Source organism: Cytobacillus oceanisediminis, from assembly GCF_003182355.1.
Classification (GTDB): Bacteria; Bacillota; Bacilli; order Bacillales; family Cytobacillaceae; genus Cytobacillus; species Cytobacillus oceanisediminis_A.
The window spans coordinates 424,972-440,070 of sequence record NZ_QGTW01000002.1; the positions used below are offsets into that span (position 1 = coordinate 424,972).

At 40.9% G+C, this 15,099-nt stretch carries 10 protein-coding genes; 7 read left to right on the plus strand and 3 right to left on the minus strand.

Annotation, left to right across the window (positions count from 1 at the left end; translation table 11 throughout):
- The first annotated feature begins 40 nt into the window (after window positions 1-40).
- The 3 genes from DFO73_RS06320 to DFO73_RS06330 all read left to right on the plus strand — a co-directional run bounded on the left by DFO73_RS06320 (window position 41) and on the right by DFO73_RS06330 (window position 6,404).
- Window positions 41-706 (plus strand): hypothetical protein, encoded by a 666-nt coding sequence (locus DFO73_RS06320; RefSeq protein ID WP_142669510.1) that lies wholly within the window; start codon window positions 41-43, stop codon window positions 704-706.
- A 308-nt stretch (window positions 707-1,014) separates the two neighbouring features.
- Window positions 1,015-3,555 carry an S-layer homology domain-containing protein gene (locus DFO73_RS06325; RefSeq protein WP_110063927.1) on the plus strand — a complete coding sequence of 847 codons (2,541 nt, stop codon included), beginning with the start codon at window positions 1,015-1,017 and terminating at the stop codon, window positions 3,553-3,555.
- Window positions 3,556-3,863: 308 nt separating this feature from the next.
- A complete protein-coding gene (locus DFO73_RS06330) occupies window positions 3,864-6,404 on the plus strand; it encodes an S-layer homology domain-containing protein (protein ID WP_110063928.1) in 2,541 nt (846 codons plus the stop codon).
- A gap of 263 nt (window positions 6,405-6,667) precedes the next feature.
- Here DFO73_RS06330 and DFO73_RS06335 read toward each other — a convergent pair whose 3' ends face one another.
- Together DFO73_RS06335 and DFO73_RS06340 are read right to left on the minus strand one after the other, a co-directional pair.
- Window positions 6,668-7,837 (minus strand): copper amine oxidase N-terminal domain-containing protein, encoded by a 1,170-nt coding sequence (locus tag DFO73_RS06335; RefSeq protein ID WP_110063929.1) that lies wholly within the window; start codon window positions 7,835-7,837, stop codon window positions 6,668-6,670.
- Window positions 7,838-7,977: 140 nt separating this feature from the next.
- The gene (locus DFO73_RS06340; RefSeq protein ID WP_110064014.1) at window positions 7,978-9,033 is read right to left on the minus strand and encodes a LysM peptidoglycan-binding domain-containing protein; all 1,056 of its coding nucleotides are present in this window, start codon (window positions 9,031-9,033) and stop codon (window positions 7,978-7,980) included.
- 388 nt (window positions 9,034-9,421) lie between these two features.
- Here DFO73_RS06340 and DFO73_RS06345 point away from each other — a divergent pair, with 388 nt between their 5' ends.
- Together DFO73_RS06345 and DFO73_RS06350 are read left to right on the plus strand one after the other, a co-directional pair.
- On the plus strand, window positions 9,422-10,312 hold the full coding sequence (locus DFO73_RS06345) for an acyl-ACP desaturase (RefSeq protein WP_110063930.1): 891 nt from the start codon (window positions 9,422-9,424) through the stop codon (window positions 10,310-10,312).
- A gap of 110 nt (window positions 10,313-10,422) precedes the next feature.
- Window positions 10,423-10,779, plus strand: a complete 357-nt coding sequence (locus DFO73_RS06350) for an STAS/SEC14 domain-containing protein (RefSeq protein ID WP_110063931.1) — start codon at window positions 10,423-10,425, stop codon at window positions 10,777-10,779.
- Between the two features lie 111 nt (window positions 10,780-10,890).
- Here the strand turns inward: DFO73_RS06350 and DFO73_RS06355 are convergent, their stop codons facing one another.
- A complete protein-coding gene (locus DFO73_RS06355) occupies window positions 10,891-12,285 on the minus strand; it encodes a sigma-54 interaction domain-containing protein (RefSeq protein WP_110063932.1) in 1,395 nt (464 codons plus the stop codon).
- Between the two features lie 231 nt (window positions 12,286-12,516).
- Between DFO73_RS06355 and DFO73_RS06360 the strand changes: the two genes are divergently transcribed.
- Window positions 12,517-13,773: a Zn-dependent hydrolase gene (locus tag DFO73_RS06360; protein ID WP_110063933.1), complete on the plus strand. Its 1,257-nt coding sequence runs from the start codon at window positions 12,517-12,519 to the stop codon at window positions 13,771-13,773.
- A 94-nt stretch (window positions 13,774-13,867) separates the two neighbouring features.
- Entirely contained in the window at window positions 13,868-15,082 is a 1,215-nt protein-coding gene (locus DFO73_RS06365) for a M20 family metallopeptidase (protein ID WP_110063934.1), read from the plus strand.
- Window positions 15,083-15,099 lie beyond the last annotated feature (17 nt).

Here is a 15,099-nt window from a genome sequence, read left to right on the forward strand (position 1 = left end):
CGGCTTTTTCTGTCGTTGTGCTTAATTCGATCAGTTTCTTTTGATTATTGGTTTTCTGATCTACTATCGGAAATTTTATATCCTCGGGGGCTTCTTAGTTGGAATCTTGCTGCCGGTAGCTTTGTTTCTCGCTAGTATGACTGAAGGCGCAACCAGCGGGCTGCTTTTAGTCATGATGGTTCCTCCTGAAGTGGTTGTCGGCGTGTCCCTTGGATATGTGATTCAGCGGGCAGTGGATAGAAAACGAGGTACTGTTCAAAGAGGTGCAAAGGCTATAAAGTATGGTCTTATTGCCGTATTTACTTTGATGATTGGCTTTATGGCTATTCTTTTCATTCATAAAATGTATTCAAATCATAAATATGAACAATCCATCGAAGAGAAAAAATATGAACTTCGAAAGCAGTTTGAGGAAGAATTCATGGAAACAGCTTTTGATATGGGAATGAAGAATGATACGTATGTTCTTGGGTTTGAGAGCGGCATTACGATAGCGGGCTATGAAGATCATGATGGGCTGTTCGCTGAAGGTACGCTCTTTTTCAAAACAAGAGGGAACAAAACTCATACGGAAGATGCTTTTCAGTCATTTAAGGATGAAATTATCCAGGAGTTTAATCGTATGAAAGATCGTCAAACATACCAGAATTTAAAGTTGAATGATTGGGCAGAAAACAATATTCGGATTGTGGTTGTTCCGAAGTAAAAGTCCCGAGCCATTGCCTATTGCAATGGCTCTTTTTATGTGTTCGCTAATGAATAAAAAACAAAAACGTAAATCTAAAAACCTATTAAAAACCCATTGTTTTTACTAAAGTGGTAAATTAATGTAATGTTTCCAAGGGTATTTCTTCACAATCTTTCCTTTGATATAATCCAATTGGCAGACAAGGATAAATATAGAAATAAAATCTATCAAATTGCACGAAAATTCCTTGTTTACTGATATAATTAACCATTTTTCATTAGTAAAAAGAGACTAGATACTTGAAAGCTTAGGAGGAAATATTCATTATGGCTTACCAATCCAAAAATTATAACAAGTTTATGGCATCTGCAATGACAGCTGCAATGGTGGCAACTGCAGTTGCTCCATCAGCAGGTTTTGCAGCATCTGATTTTAAAGATGTTTCATCAGACAATTTCTACTATGACTATGTCACTGCACTTGCAGAAGCAAACATCATCGATGGCCGTCCTGATGGAACATTTGATTTAGGCGGGCAAATCAATCGTGCTGAAGCTTCCAAAATGGTTGCAAACATTCTTAAGTTAGACACAGACAGCGCTCCTGCTGCTGATTTTTCAGACGTAGATCAATCTGCATGGTTTGCAGAATACATTAACGCACTATATGCTGAAGACCTGATCAATGGTAAAGGCGCAGGCAAATTTGATCCAAAAGGAACATTGACTCGCGGTGAATTCGCGAAAATGGTTGTTGATGCTTACGGTTTAACATTAAAAGCTGACGGTCCTAAAGCAAACTTCACAGATGTACAAGATAGCAAGTGGTACGCAGATTACATTGAGATTCTTTTCTCTCATGGCCTAATCACTGGTACAACCAGCACAACTTTCTCTCCAGATGCACAAATCAAGCGTGCAGACTTTGCAAAGCTTCTGACTGTAACAGACTGGGAAAAAGGCTCAACGCTTGAGAAGCCTGAAGCAGCTGCAGCTGAAGTGGAAAGTGTTACTGGCGTAAATGCTAAAACAATTGAAGTGAAATTCACAAAAGCAATCGATGCAGATACATTAAAAACAGCTGCTGGCGCTGATGTGATCACTCTAGTAGCAGGCAAAGACGCTGCAAGCGGCGGCACTGTTTCCCAAAAGTTAAGTGCTGACGGAAAAACACTTACTTTTAAAGCTTCTAACATTTTTAAAGGGGACTACACTGTAAAGGTTCCATTTGAAGCGGTTAAGGATGTAGATGGCGGTTTTGTTAAACCTGTTAATGCATCTGTAAACGTTAATGATACAGCTGCTCCACTATTGTCATCTGCCAGTTCAACAATTAAAGATACAAAAGATGGCATTAAGAAAATTACTTTAACATTCAATGAAGAGGTTTCTGCAATTGAAACAGTTAAAATTGGCGGTTCAAACTACACTCCAGTATTAGATGGAAACAAAGCAACTGTAACGGTTGATCTGGATGCAGCTGAATCCCATAACGTAACTGTCGTAAAAGCGAAAGATGCTGCTGGAAACGTGAAGGATGTACAAGCTGCTCCATTAGCTGTTTCCGTTGACAATGTGGCTCCTTCCATCACAAGTGTTAAAGCTGTTGGCGAAAGCCAGGTGAAGGTTACTGTTGATGAAGAGCTTAATGCTGATACTTTAAAGGTTTCTGCTAAAGTCGGCACATATACTGCTGATATCGTAGAAAAAGTGGAAGTAAATGCGGAGAGCAAAAAAGAATATATCGTCACTTTAGATGGCGACTATTTATTCAAAGCAGGCAACTCTGATACAGTTACGTTAACAGTTGCAAAAGGTGATCTGGCTGACGAAATCGGCAACACGAATGCAGCTGACATTACAAAGACGGTTGTTGTCAGCAAGGATGCAGCTGCTCCAGCTCCTGTAAAAGTGGCTACATCTAAAACAGACGGAAAGGTTACCTCTTTCTCTGTTACTTATAATGAAGAAGTGGCTTCTCCTGTTGCAAGCAAAATTTCCGTTGTGAACGCTAAAGGGGAAATCTTCTCTCAAGATAAAGTTGTGAAGAGTGTGTCCGTAGCATCTGATTCAAAAACAGTTGTCTTCACACTTGCTGATGATGTAAAAGCTGATACTTACAGCTTAGAATTGGCAGAAGGCTTTGTAGTTGACAAAGCGCTTGCGCCAAACAAGAGTGCGAAATATTCGTTCTCAGTAGAAGTAACAGAAGATGGCCAGCCAGTTGAAACGACATTTGGAGTGGTTGGAGCAGCTTCTGCTAATAACGTAATCACAGTTGATTTTGGTGCAAAAGTTAAAGCAACTGGTACAGGTTCTGCTTTAAACCCGGCTGCATACAAAGTAAACGGTGTTACACTACCGACTGAAACTAAAATTGGATTTGCAAGCAGCAACGGTGTTCTTGACCAGACTACGGTTGAAATTACTCTTCCTGCTGGCTTTGTAAAAGCTGATGATACAAAGGCAATCTTCACTGTTGATGGTGTACAAACACTTGATAACAAAGACAGCCTTCCATTCACAACAACTCTAGCAATCACTGACAACACAGCTCCAGAAGTGAAATCAGTCGTTGCGACAGGATTGAAGGAAGTAACGGTTACTTATTCAGAAGCTATTAGTGTAGCTGCTTTACAAGATGGAACACCTGCCACAATCTCAGACGAAATTGGACTTCTTGACAGCAAAGGTGCAGCTCTTCAATTCTCTGATTACAAAGTGACTGGAGAAGGTAAGCTAGTCCTTACAGTTGTTGACTCTTCACTTGTTAGCACACTCGTAACAAAGAAAGTTGACGCTTTGGCTGCTGATATCAAGGACGCAGCAGGAAACGCGCAAAAAGCTGGCTTGACTGTGACAAAGTAATAGATTTAAAGATAAGCTCTGCAGAATTCTGCAGGGCTTTTTTTAATTAGTGGCACTTTTTTACTAATTCATAGGACAAAATCCATATTTTCCTTTAAAAGTAAAAAAACTACGAATATTGTGTTTAAACCTTTTTTTGAGTGGTAGATTATTGCAGTAGAGCCAATGTTATTTATTTACATAATACTTGGGAACATTGGTTTTATTCTGGATTCCGCCTCTTTTTGGGCCTTTTTGGAGCGTTTTTAGTAGTCCGTAGGTTTGCTAGTTTCATTGGTTAGTTTAACTACAAGGAGGAATTTTCAATTATGGCTTATCAATCCAAAAATTATCGCAAGTTCATCGCATCCAGCATGACAGCAGCAATGGTGGCTGCTGCGGTTGCTCCATCAGCAGGTTTTGCAGCTACTGATTTTAAGGATGTTTCACCAGATAACTTCTATTATGACTATGTTATGGCACTTGCTGATGCTGACATTATTGATGGCCGTCCTGACGGATCGTTTGATTTAGGCGGAAAGATTACTCGTGCGGAAGCTTCCAAAATGGTTGCAAATATCCTAAAGCTGGATACTGACAGTGCACCGGCTGCTGATTTTAAAGATGTGGATCAATCCCTATGGTATGCAGAGTATATTAACGCCCTCTATGATGAAGGTCTGATCGACGGAAAGGGTGCAGGCATATTTGATCCAAAGGGAACACTGACTCGCGGCGAATTCGCCAAAATGGTGGTTGACGCATACGATCTTAGCTTAAATCCTGATGGCCCTAAAGCCAATTTTACAGATGTGAACGAAAGCAAATGGTATGCAGATTATATCGAAATTCTATATTCCCACGGCTTGGTCACAGGTACAACCAGCACAACCTTCTCTCCTGATGCACAGATCAAGCGTGCAGACTTCGCTAAACTGCTAACGGAAACAGATTGGGCAGTAGGTTCTACACTTGAAAAGCCTAATCAAGGCGCCACTGAAGTAGCAAGTGTAACTGGGGTAAACGCAAAAACGATTGAAGTGAAATTCACAGAACCAATCGATGCAGATTCCCTAAAAACAGCTGAAGGCAATGATGTGATTACACTTGTTCCGGGGAAGGATGCCGCTAGTGGAGGCACTGTGTCCCAGGAACTGAGTGAGGATGGAAAAACATTAATCTTTAAAGCGACTGATATTTTTAGCGGTGACTATTTGGTAAAAGTTCCGTTTGAAGCGGTTAAGGATGTAGATGGCGAATATGTGAAGCCTATTAATGCACCAGTCAATGTGAACGACAAAACAGCTCCGGTATTAACGTCTGCTACGGCATTGATCAAAGATACAAGTCAAGGCATTCAGAAGATCACCTTAACGTTCGATGAAGAAGTGACATCGATTGAAACCGTTAAAATAGGCAATGCAAATTACAACGCGAATATTGATGGAAATAAAGCCACCGTTGATGTAAACCTGAATGCATCTCAATCCCAAAACGTTACAGTCGTTAATGCAAAAGATGCTGCCGGCAATGTAAAGGATGTACAAGCCACATCATTAGCCGTTACTGTTGACGATGTTGCTCCTTCGGTTACAAATGTTACAGCTGTTGATGAGAACCAGGTGAAGGTAACCGTTGATGAAGAGCTGAATGGCGATACGTTAGAAGTTACAGGGAAAGTTGGCTCTTTCACAGCTGATATCGTGGAGGCGGTTGAAGTAAATCCAGCAAACCATAAAGAATATTTCCTTACATTAAATAGCGATTACTTATATAAATCCGGCAACAGTGATACTGTTACTTTAACCTTTGCCAAGGGTGCTCTCGTTGACGAAATGGGCAACACAAATACATCCGATATCATAAAAACAGTGACTGTTTCCAAAGATGTCACAGCTCCTGCACCGGTTAAAGTGTCCACATCGAAAACAGATGGAAAAGTCACTTCCTTTTCGGTTACTTATAATGAAGAAGTTGGTTCTCCTGAACTTAGCAAAGTTTCAGTTGTGAACTCGAAAGGGGAAATCCTTTCTGCTCCACAGGTTGTGGATAGTCTCTCAATGGCTAATGGCTCGAAAACAGTTGTATTCGCCTTGGATCAGGATTTAGCGGCGGATACGTACAATTTTAAATTAGATGAGGGATTTGTTGTTGATGATGCCCTAACACCAAATATGAGTGCACAATATAACTTCTCCATTGAAGTAACAGAAGATGGCCAGCCTCCTGCAACTACTTTTGAAATAGTGGGTGCATCCGCAGCTAACAATGTGATCACTGTCGACTTTGGAACAAAAGTAAAAGGATCTGGAACAGGCTCTGCTTTGAATCCAGCTGCCTATGAAGTGAATGGTGTGTCACTGCCATCCGGAACAAAAACTTCTTTTGTAAACAATAACGGAACGGTCGATCAGACCAAGGTACAAATCACCCTTCCAGATGGTTTTGTAAAGGAAAGTGACGAGAAGGCTATTTTCACAGTTGAAGGTGTACAAACACTGGATAATAGAGAAAGCCTGCCGTTCACAAAAACCATTGCCATTACCGATAATACGGCTCCGGCAGTGACATCATTCGTTGCGACAGAATTGAACAAATTGACTGTTTCTTATTCTGAGCCGATTGAGGTAGATGGACTATTGGATGGTGTAACTGCCACGATTGGAGATGAAATTACTCTGCTTAATCGTAATGGTACAAAAATGGAATTCACTTCCTATGATGTAACAGATGACGGCAAGTTAGTTTTAACAGTTGCTGACTCTGCAACAGTTAGCAAACTAGTAACGAATCAAGTTGATGATGCCAATGCTGATATCCAGGACGAAGCAGGAAATGCACAAAAGGCTGGATTGACTGTGACGAAGTAATAGATTAAGAGGCTCTGCGGATGCAGGGCCTTTTTTTAATCGAACGTTTGATTGAATTGAGGTGAGGCGTTGGGAAATGCGGGGTGGGCGTTGAAAGCTGAATTGTAAACTCAACAAATAATAGGGGGGATTTCTGCAAAAAGGAGGGTGAAATTTGCAAATAGATGGGCTGAACTTACAAATAGAACCTAATCAGACTAGCAAAAGGGGCATTTTACTATAAAAAAAACCACCCTAATTTAAGGGTGGCCTTCTAAATTCATTTACTCTTTTCCATAAAGCTCTTCAAAAGGAACTGCAGTGTCAATTACATGCTGTGGAATTGTAATTTTTTCAAGCTTGTTAATGTTAGAATAAGTGTTTTTAGCTTTTTGTTTAATGCTCATTTTCTCGCCTTCAGCGACGATGGTCATGTCAGAGTCCATCGTGTCTGAGATTGGGTAAAGAGTCTTCTTATCAATAACAGAGACGATATTCATTTTATTAATGATGATCTCCATGCCGTTAAAAATGTCTTCCTCTACGCCTAAACCAGAAAGGTTTAACATTTCATCAATAAGCTCCTGGAACCCTTTTCCTGATAGAGAGGCGTGAAGCTCGTACGTACCGGCGTTTTCGATAATCTTAACATTTTTATAATAACGCTGAATCATCTCAAAACGATCAGTTGGTGACATTTGATAGTCTGATAGACTAAGCATTTCTTTCGCCATTTCATCATCGTATTTCACCCATTTATTGAACTCAGGATCAAACACATAGTAGCCATCCTTTGTCAGATAGGATTCTGTTGTTATATTTTCTTCGCCAAACTCTTTCATGGTCATGGACATAAATTGGTATAAACCGATCGGGTCAAGGACCATATCCATTTTCATATCCATATCCATGCTCATTTTTTCGCCAAGATACTCCATAGTCTGCTGGACCTTCATGTCAGCAGTAAAGCTATTCATTTCAACCTCGGAAAGCTTGCTCAAGAAAGCCTTTGCTGCAGGTGATAATCCAGATGTTACATATACCGTTTTTTGAGCCTGGTTCCAGTTAACCTGTGCACCGGAATTTTCGATTACAAAGCGGATTGGGATGAATAAACGATTGTTTTTCATCACTACGGCAGAATCTACTTTTACCGTTTTTCCATTTACCAGAACATCTTTTTTGCCAAGCTTCATGCTAATTGTTGTATCTTCGTTCTTAATTGTCGCTGTCTTTAATGATGCATTCCAGTTCACGTTAAGGCCGATGTTCTCAAATACACCGCGAACGGGAACAAGAACACGGTTGTCCTTCAGAAAAGGGTCAACATCAAGCTTTAACACTTCATCATTCACCACAATTTTCACCTTAGGGCTTGCAGCGGCTGCCTGAAAAGGTGACACAATCATCAAAATACAAGCAATTACGATTGACCAGATTGTTGAGCGTTTCAAAAAATCTCCTCCAATTCGATAAAATTCTCTTCTACTATAATACAAATTTCCTGAATTTACTAGTTTAATATGGTAGCACAGGAATATTATGTAATTTTATGTGTTTGAACCTCATAAAAAAAGACACCTTGGACGGGTGCCTAATAAAATCTTTTAAAACCATCAAAGTGTTTTTTATAGTAGGGGTCATCAAGACTAGAAACCTCAACTCCATTGGAGCTTGCATGAATAAACTGGTTATCCCCCACATAAAAGCCCATATGCGAAATGCCAGGTCTATAGGTATTCTCGAAAAATACGAGATCGCCAGGCTGAGGCTGATTGATATAGTAGGAACGGCTGTAATACCCGTCCGTTGAGTATCTGCCCAGCTGAGAACCGGATTTATTTAGAACATAGTAAATAAAACCGCTGCAATCAAAGCCTTCCGGGGTAGAGCCTGCCCATTTGTATGGGACTCCGATATGTTTTTGAGCTTCTGCCAGCAGAGAGTTTGCTGTACTGTTCTCTACCTTCGCTGGCTTTTCAATTACGGGTTGCTTAGAAGGATTTTGTTCAGTGCCTCCTAATACCAGTTTTTGGCCAATGTAAATTAAATCCGAGTTAAGTTTATTCCATTCCTTTATTTGCTGTACAGACGTTTTGTTTTTCACTGCAATTGTGCTTAGTGTGTCACCTTTTACCACTATGTAAGCTGTTGAATTGACGACGGGTGCAGGACCGGTGGGTGCTGGAGGAGCTGCTGATGTCTCAGTATTCTTAGCAGGTGTACTTTGGGCAGATTTTTTTACCTTTAATACCTGCCCAGGTCGGATTATATGGTGACTGAGATTATTCCAGCCCATTAAATCTACTAAACTGATTTTATGATTTAAGGCAATTTTGGATAAAGTATCGCCAGGTTTGACTGTATATGTATAGTTTGTATTTGAGTTTGCAGGTGGCGTTACAACGGCTGGCTTACTGTTTTTTTGTTCTTTTGAAGTCCCAGGGAGTTGGAGTGTTTGGTTAATAAAAAGAAAATCTGAGCTTAAGTTATTTCTCTTTTTAAGTTCCGGCACAGTCGTTTTATATTTTGTGGCTAATTGAGATAGAGTGTCGCCTTTTTTAACCACATATGTATCAGCCGATGCCTGGGCGGCGAATGCTGAAGAAAGCATTGCAGCCGCGGCTATTGAGACCATCTGTTTTTTCACTTTTTCCATCTCACTCCTATGATAGGTTTTTAAATGATTTTACCACATATATCCTCAAAAAGAATGATATTTTAACAGTATTAAACAAAATTTTTCTTCTTTTTTACATTTATTTATTACTGTCGACCTATGTCGAATCGAATGCCGTCTATGGCTGGAGACTTATGTCGAATCTTTAAAGAAATTTTAGTAAATCCTAGCAGAATTGAAGGTTAAAAGACTTAAAATTCTGTAGAATTATGTTTTATGTTAGTTAACTAAAGGGAAAATGTGATATAATTGAATTAGTAACAGGTCATAACAGTAAGTTATAAAATGTTTATTTGAGATATTACAAATCCGAATTTCAGAATATTATACTAATTTTTCGGCGATGGAGGGCTTTAACTTGTTAACAAATCATCTGGATTTTAGACTGGAGCCAAAGGTAAGGGAATTGTATGAGGAGCATAAAAGGCGGGCTGAAAAAATAGATTGGGGTTATCATGAATTCCTACCTTGGGATAAGGCGCAGGATTTCCGGCGTGTTCCCTGGGATGAAAGCCAGGTTACGCTTCCTGGATCGGTCATTACGGCTGTTGAGACAGCTCTTTTAACAGAAGTGAATCTTCCATGGTTCACCTCATATCTGGATCAGACTTTTAAAGGTTCATTGAGTGTCATTAAGGAGTTTGTACATACGTGGACAGCCGAAGAGGACCAGCACTCCAATCTGCTTGAAACGTATCTTTTGATCACACGAAATGTAAATCCGGCGAGACTTCACCAGCTGCATAAACAAACAGTTGAAAATGGCTGGAACCCTGACTTCCATACACCTTTTGAAACGATGGTTTACACGTCAATGCAGGAGCTTGCAACCATGGTCTTTTATTATAATGTGGCGAAGGTAGCAGGGCCGCATGATAAAGATTTGGCCAGTATGCTAAGGCGTTTGGCGAAGGATGAGACTCTGCATTATGCCTTTTACCGGGATGTGATTAAGTATCACCTGCAGCTGGAACCTAATTATTGCTATTACTTGGGAAATGTTATTATGAACTTCAAGATGCCGGGTGCAGTGATGCCGGACTTTGAAGATCGGATGTCTATCATTGCAAAGGAAGCCAATTATGGCCCATTGGAGTATTTTGATCAAGTCCTGGATGTGATTATTGAATATTGGGAAATTGAAAAATTGAGGCCGATTGCACCGGAAGCGGAAAAGGCAAGGCTGGATATTTTGAAATATCATGCTCGCTTGAAGAAGGTGCGGGATCGGTTTTACAGCAAGAAGTAAATAGAAGAGCCAGCGGGGGATATTCCTTCGCTGGTTCTTTTTTCTGGTTTCACTAAAACAAATCGAGGGAATCTATCTTATTAAAAACCGATGATCTGGAGGTAATTCATATGCTTCAATTTATAGAATCCCAAGACCCGTCCACCATCGCCCTCGCTTTTAATGGCATTGCCACGAAGGAGGACGCTGAAAAGCTGGATCAGTATGTCAGAGAAAATTTTAATGAAGATGAGAAATTTAATATCCTTGCTATCATGACCGATGTAGACGGAACAACCTTTCAAGGCGCAGCAGAAGGTGTTAAATTCGATATAAAAAGATGGAAGCAATTTAACAAATTCGCCGTTGTCAGCGACAAAGACTGGATCGGCACCATCTCCAAGCTTACGAATTATCTGCCTGGCATAGAAGTAGAGTACTTTGAAGGGCACCAGCTGGAGGAAGCTTGGATGTGGATAAAAGGGTAGAAACGAATCCAAAAGGCCGGTTCAAACATGAACCGGCCTATTTTGTCCATCCCAGGCGGATAAATGGGAGGTTTGTCCACGAACGGTACCTGGTACTCTAGCAATGGCACTCTAACGGTCGTGCACTTCCAGTTTAAGTTTTTTGGCTTTTTTCACGACGGTGGATTGGTCAATTTTTAATGCTTTGGCGACTCTTCTGGTGGTTTTATATTTTTGGAATGCGGATAATAGCAATTTTCTTTCTAATTGCTCGACTGCTTCTTTTAGAGGGATGATTTCCTGATGATTGCTGTTTGACTGGAAAGGTTCAGTGATTTCATAGATTTTTTCGGCTTCAATGGTGTCGCCCATTGTATTGATGACGAGTCTCTCAATCATGTTTTCCAGTTCTCTGATATTCCCGGGGTATTGGTAGTCATATAGAGCTTTAATGGCTTCTTCTGAAAATATTTTTTTCATTTTGTATTTCGTATTTAGTTTTTCCAGAAACATGTTTGCCAGAGGAAGCAGGTCCTCTTTGCGTTCCCTTAGGGCCGGAATGGTGATGGGCACAACATTTAGCCGGTAAAAAAGATCTTCCCGGAATTCTCCTGATTTCACGAGCTCTTTTAAATCCTTGTTCGTTGCAGCAATGATCCTGCAATTCACTTTAAAAGATGAGGACCCGCCGATTCTTCTTACCTTTCGTTCATCGAGAACATGCAAAAGCTTTACCTGAAGGCTTACAGGCATGTCGCCAACTTCATCAAGGAAAACGGTGCCGTTGCCTGCCGTTTCGAAAAGGCCTTTTTTCCCTTCCTTGGAAGCCCCGGTAAAGGCTCCTTTCTCATATCCGAATAACTCCGATTCAAGCAGGCTTTCGGGAATAGCCCCGCAATTAATGGAGATGAAAGGCATATCTTTACAGTCGCTGATCGAATGGATCATATTGGCCATAAATCCTTTTCCGACACCGGTTTCACCCAGTAATAAGACAATGGCATCCATATTGGCAATATGATGGACCAGATCAATGATCCTCTTCATTTCCGGACTTTCAGAGGCTACCTTGCCCCGTTCCAGCCGGGTCCGTTTCATTAATTCCTGTTTCAGCCACTCATGTTCGGTTTGCAGTCTTTTAAGATCGGCTGCCAGCTTTTTCGTTTCCGTAATGTCCTTTGAAATATTGATGATTTTCTCGATCTTTTTCTTTTTATTAAAAATAGGGGTGCCTGTCACTAACACGGTTTTATTAGCAGCTGTTTTTTGTATAATGGTTACCCTTTGGTTCCGTCTGATCACTTCACAGGTGACTGACGTACTGAAAAGGCCCTGTTTCTCCAGCAAAAAGGCGCTTTTGCCAATAATCTCTGATTCCGGCACGCCAAACATCCTCTCACAAGATTTACTAATTCTTGTAAATACTCCTTTGCCATCTGTAATCGTAATGGCCCCAAAGCTTGTATCCAATATGGAATTCAGGTCTTCAAAGGCCTCTTTATACAATTCCAGCTGATTACTTTCCATTAAAACCACCTACTTATTTTTATGATGACTATTTTCATCGGTATTTGATGATTTTTTTCATCAAAAACAAAAAGAAAGACCTATAAATACAGTTAAAACCATGTAATCGTTTTGGCACGCTTCTTGCAAAATACAATTAAATAACCATTTTAAATTTTCTAAAAATTATACCATTGAAAGTTTGCTTATTCCAGGGAGTATAGTCATTTAAATAGGAAAGGGGATAAGAAGTTGGAAATTAACATCAGCAGAATGATGAATGACTTGGAAAACATCATTGGCTTCACAAGCACGCCGGGCGATGGCTGTACAAGATTTTCGTACAGTAAGGAGGACCGAAAAGCGAGAGAATACTTATTTGCCAGAATGGAAGAAATCGGGCTGGACGTAAAGCTAGATGCAATAGGCAATATCAGGGCTACATACGGAAAAGAACTAAATAAACCGTCGATTATGATCGGTTCCCATCATGATACCGTAAAGAACGGCGGTAAATTTGACGGATTAACAGGTGTTCTGGCTGCACTGGAAATTATACGAGTTTTAAAGGAAGAAGAAGTTGAATTAAGCCAGCCGATTGAATTAGTCAGCTTTGCAGAGGAGGAGGGCTCCAATTTTGGCATTACCATGCTTGGCAGCAAGGTTTGTGCAGGAAAGTATGATCTGGAAGAATTAAAGAGTATCAAGAACCCTGAGGGGATATCTGTTTACCAGAAAGCAAAGGATTTTGGGCTGGCCATTGAAAATGCTGAAAGAGATATTCTCCAAAAAGGGAAAGTCGACGCGATGATCGAGCTGCATATTGAACAGGGGCAAGTGCTTGAAAGCCAGCAAAAATCCATTGGAATCGTCCAGGCTATCGCAGGAATGAGAACCTACAAGATTACGATTGATGGAGATTCGAATCATGCAGGGACCACTCCAATGCATTTAAGGTCGGACCCGATGGCGGGGGCAGCTGAAATCATCTCCCACATTCAAAAAACAGCCAAGAAGAATGCTCTGCCTACGACAGTCGCTACAGTAGGGAAAATAGAGTGCAAGCCAAATATACCAAATGTCATTCCTCAAAAAGTTGAATTCTATGTGGATATCAGAGATGTTGAAGCCGAGGGAGTCGAAATCGTTTCCAATGCACTGGCTGAAAGAGTGAAAGAGGTGTCAAAGGAGCATTCTTTAGAGAGCAAAGTGGAGCTAGTGGGCGAATCCGATACAGTCAAGCTATCTTCGCGCATTATTGACCAGATTGAAGAAACAGCTAAAGAGCATCAATTTAATTACCTTAAATTAAACAGCGGGGCCGTGCATGATACAGCCATGCTCAGCGGGCTGACTGATATAGGAATGCTGTTCATTCCAAGCAAGGGCGGGAAAAGCCATTGTCCCGAAGAATATACAAGTGAAAAAGATATTAAGGCAGGCTGTGACTTGCTACTGAATGTTGTCCACAAGTTAGCTTGTAAAAAAACAGAAAAGCAGGGGATTTAGGGTAGCTGCTTTTCTATCTTTTTAGCATTTTTTAATTTACTTACTATTTGTAATATTTAGTTATATAGAAAATGATTAAAAGGAGAGACAGAGTATGACAGAAAAGCTTTTTGAAAGATTACAGGAAATTTATCCGGAGATGGTGAGCTTTAGAAGGGATCTTCATATGTATCCTGAGCTTTCCCATCATGAAGTAAACACACCTGAAAAAGTGGCCAATTTCCTTGAGGAGCTGGGGTTAGAGGTAAGAAGAAAAGTTGGCGGCCGGGGGGTAACGGGAATGCTGAAGGGTGGCAAGCCTGGAAAAACCGTTGCTTTGCGTGCCGATTTTGATGCCCTGCCTATTCAGGAGGAAAATGAAGCAGAGTATAAATCACGTATTCCAGGGGTTATGCATGCTTGCGGACATGATATCCATACCGCCGCTCTCCTTGGAGTAGCGAAAACATTATCCGAGGTCAGAGATGAAATAGAAGGAAATGTCCTTTTTATTCACCAATTTGCCGAAGAAGTAATCCCGGGAGGGGCAAAGTCCATGATTGAGGATGGATGTCTTGGTGGTGCAGATGTCATTTATGGCGCCCATGTCTGGTCGACGAATCCTGCGGGCACAGTCGGTGTTCGGGAAGGCGATGCCATGGCAGCAGGCGATACATTTGAGATTAATATTTTTGGAAAAGGCGGACATGCGGCCACGCCTCATTTGACAGTAGACCCGATTGCGGCGGGGAGCCAGCTGATTTCGAATCTGCAGCAGGTGGTGGCAAGAAAAGTGGATCCTGTCAAAACAGCGGTTGTGTCTGTAGCCGCTTTTAATAGCGGTACAGGATTTAACGTAATCCCTGACAAGGCCAGAATCACTGGAACGGTCCGCACCTTTGATGAAGATGTCCGCAGCATGATAGAAAATCTGATCGGGGAAATTGCCCACTCTACCTGTAAAGCGGTTGGGGCAACTGCGAAATATGAATATGTCAGAGGCTATCCCGCGGTGAAAAATCATCCGGGAGAAACGAAGCGAATTGAAAAGCTGGCCATAGAACTTTTCGGTGAAGAAAATGTCATTCAAATGCCGGCCCAAATGGGGATGGAGGATTTTGCTTATTATCTTCAAAAGGTTCCGGGCACGTTTTTCTTTGTAGGGGGAAATTCGGAAAAAATAGAAGTGTTTCCGCATCATCACCCTCGTTTTGATGTGGATGAACGTTCCATGCTTGATATCGGCAAGGTATTTATTTCAGCTGTTTTTGATTATCTCTCTGGTGAAACGGCTGGAGAAAAAAAGGATGCTGAAGTTCAATCTAATTAAAACAAAAGGAGGTTATA

Excerpts from the sequence above, each read along its gene's own strand:
- DFO73_RS06325 (WP_110063927.1), top strand. The coding sequence starts at position 1,015 with ATGGCTTACCAATCCAAAAATTATAACAAGTTTATGGCATCTGCAATG.
- DFO73_RS06330 (WP_110063928.1), top strand. The coding sequence starts at position 3,864 with ATGGCTTATCAATCCAAAAATTATCGCAAGTTCATCGCATCCAGCATG.
- DFO73_RS06350 (WP_110063931.1), top strand. The coding sequence starts at position 10,423 with ATGCTTCAATTTATAGAATCCCAAGACCCGTCCACCATCGCCCTCGCT.
- DFO73_RS06355 (WP_110063932.1), bottom strand. The coding sequence starts at position 12,285 with ATGGAAAGTAATCAGCTGGAATTGTATAAAGAGGCCTTTGAAGACCTG.
- DFO73_RS06365 (WP_110063934.1), top strand. The coding sequence starts at position 13,868 with ATGACAGAAAAGCTTTTTGAAAGATTACAGGAAATTTATCCGGAGATG.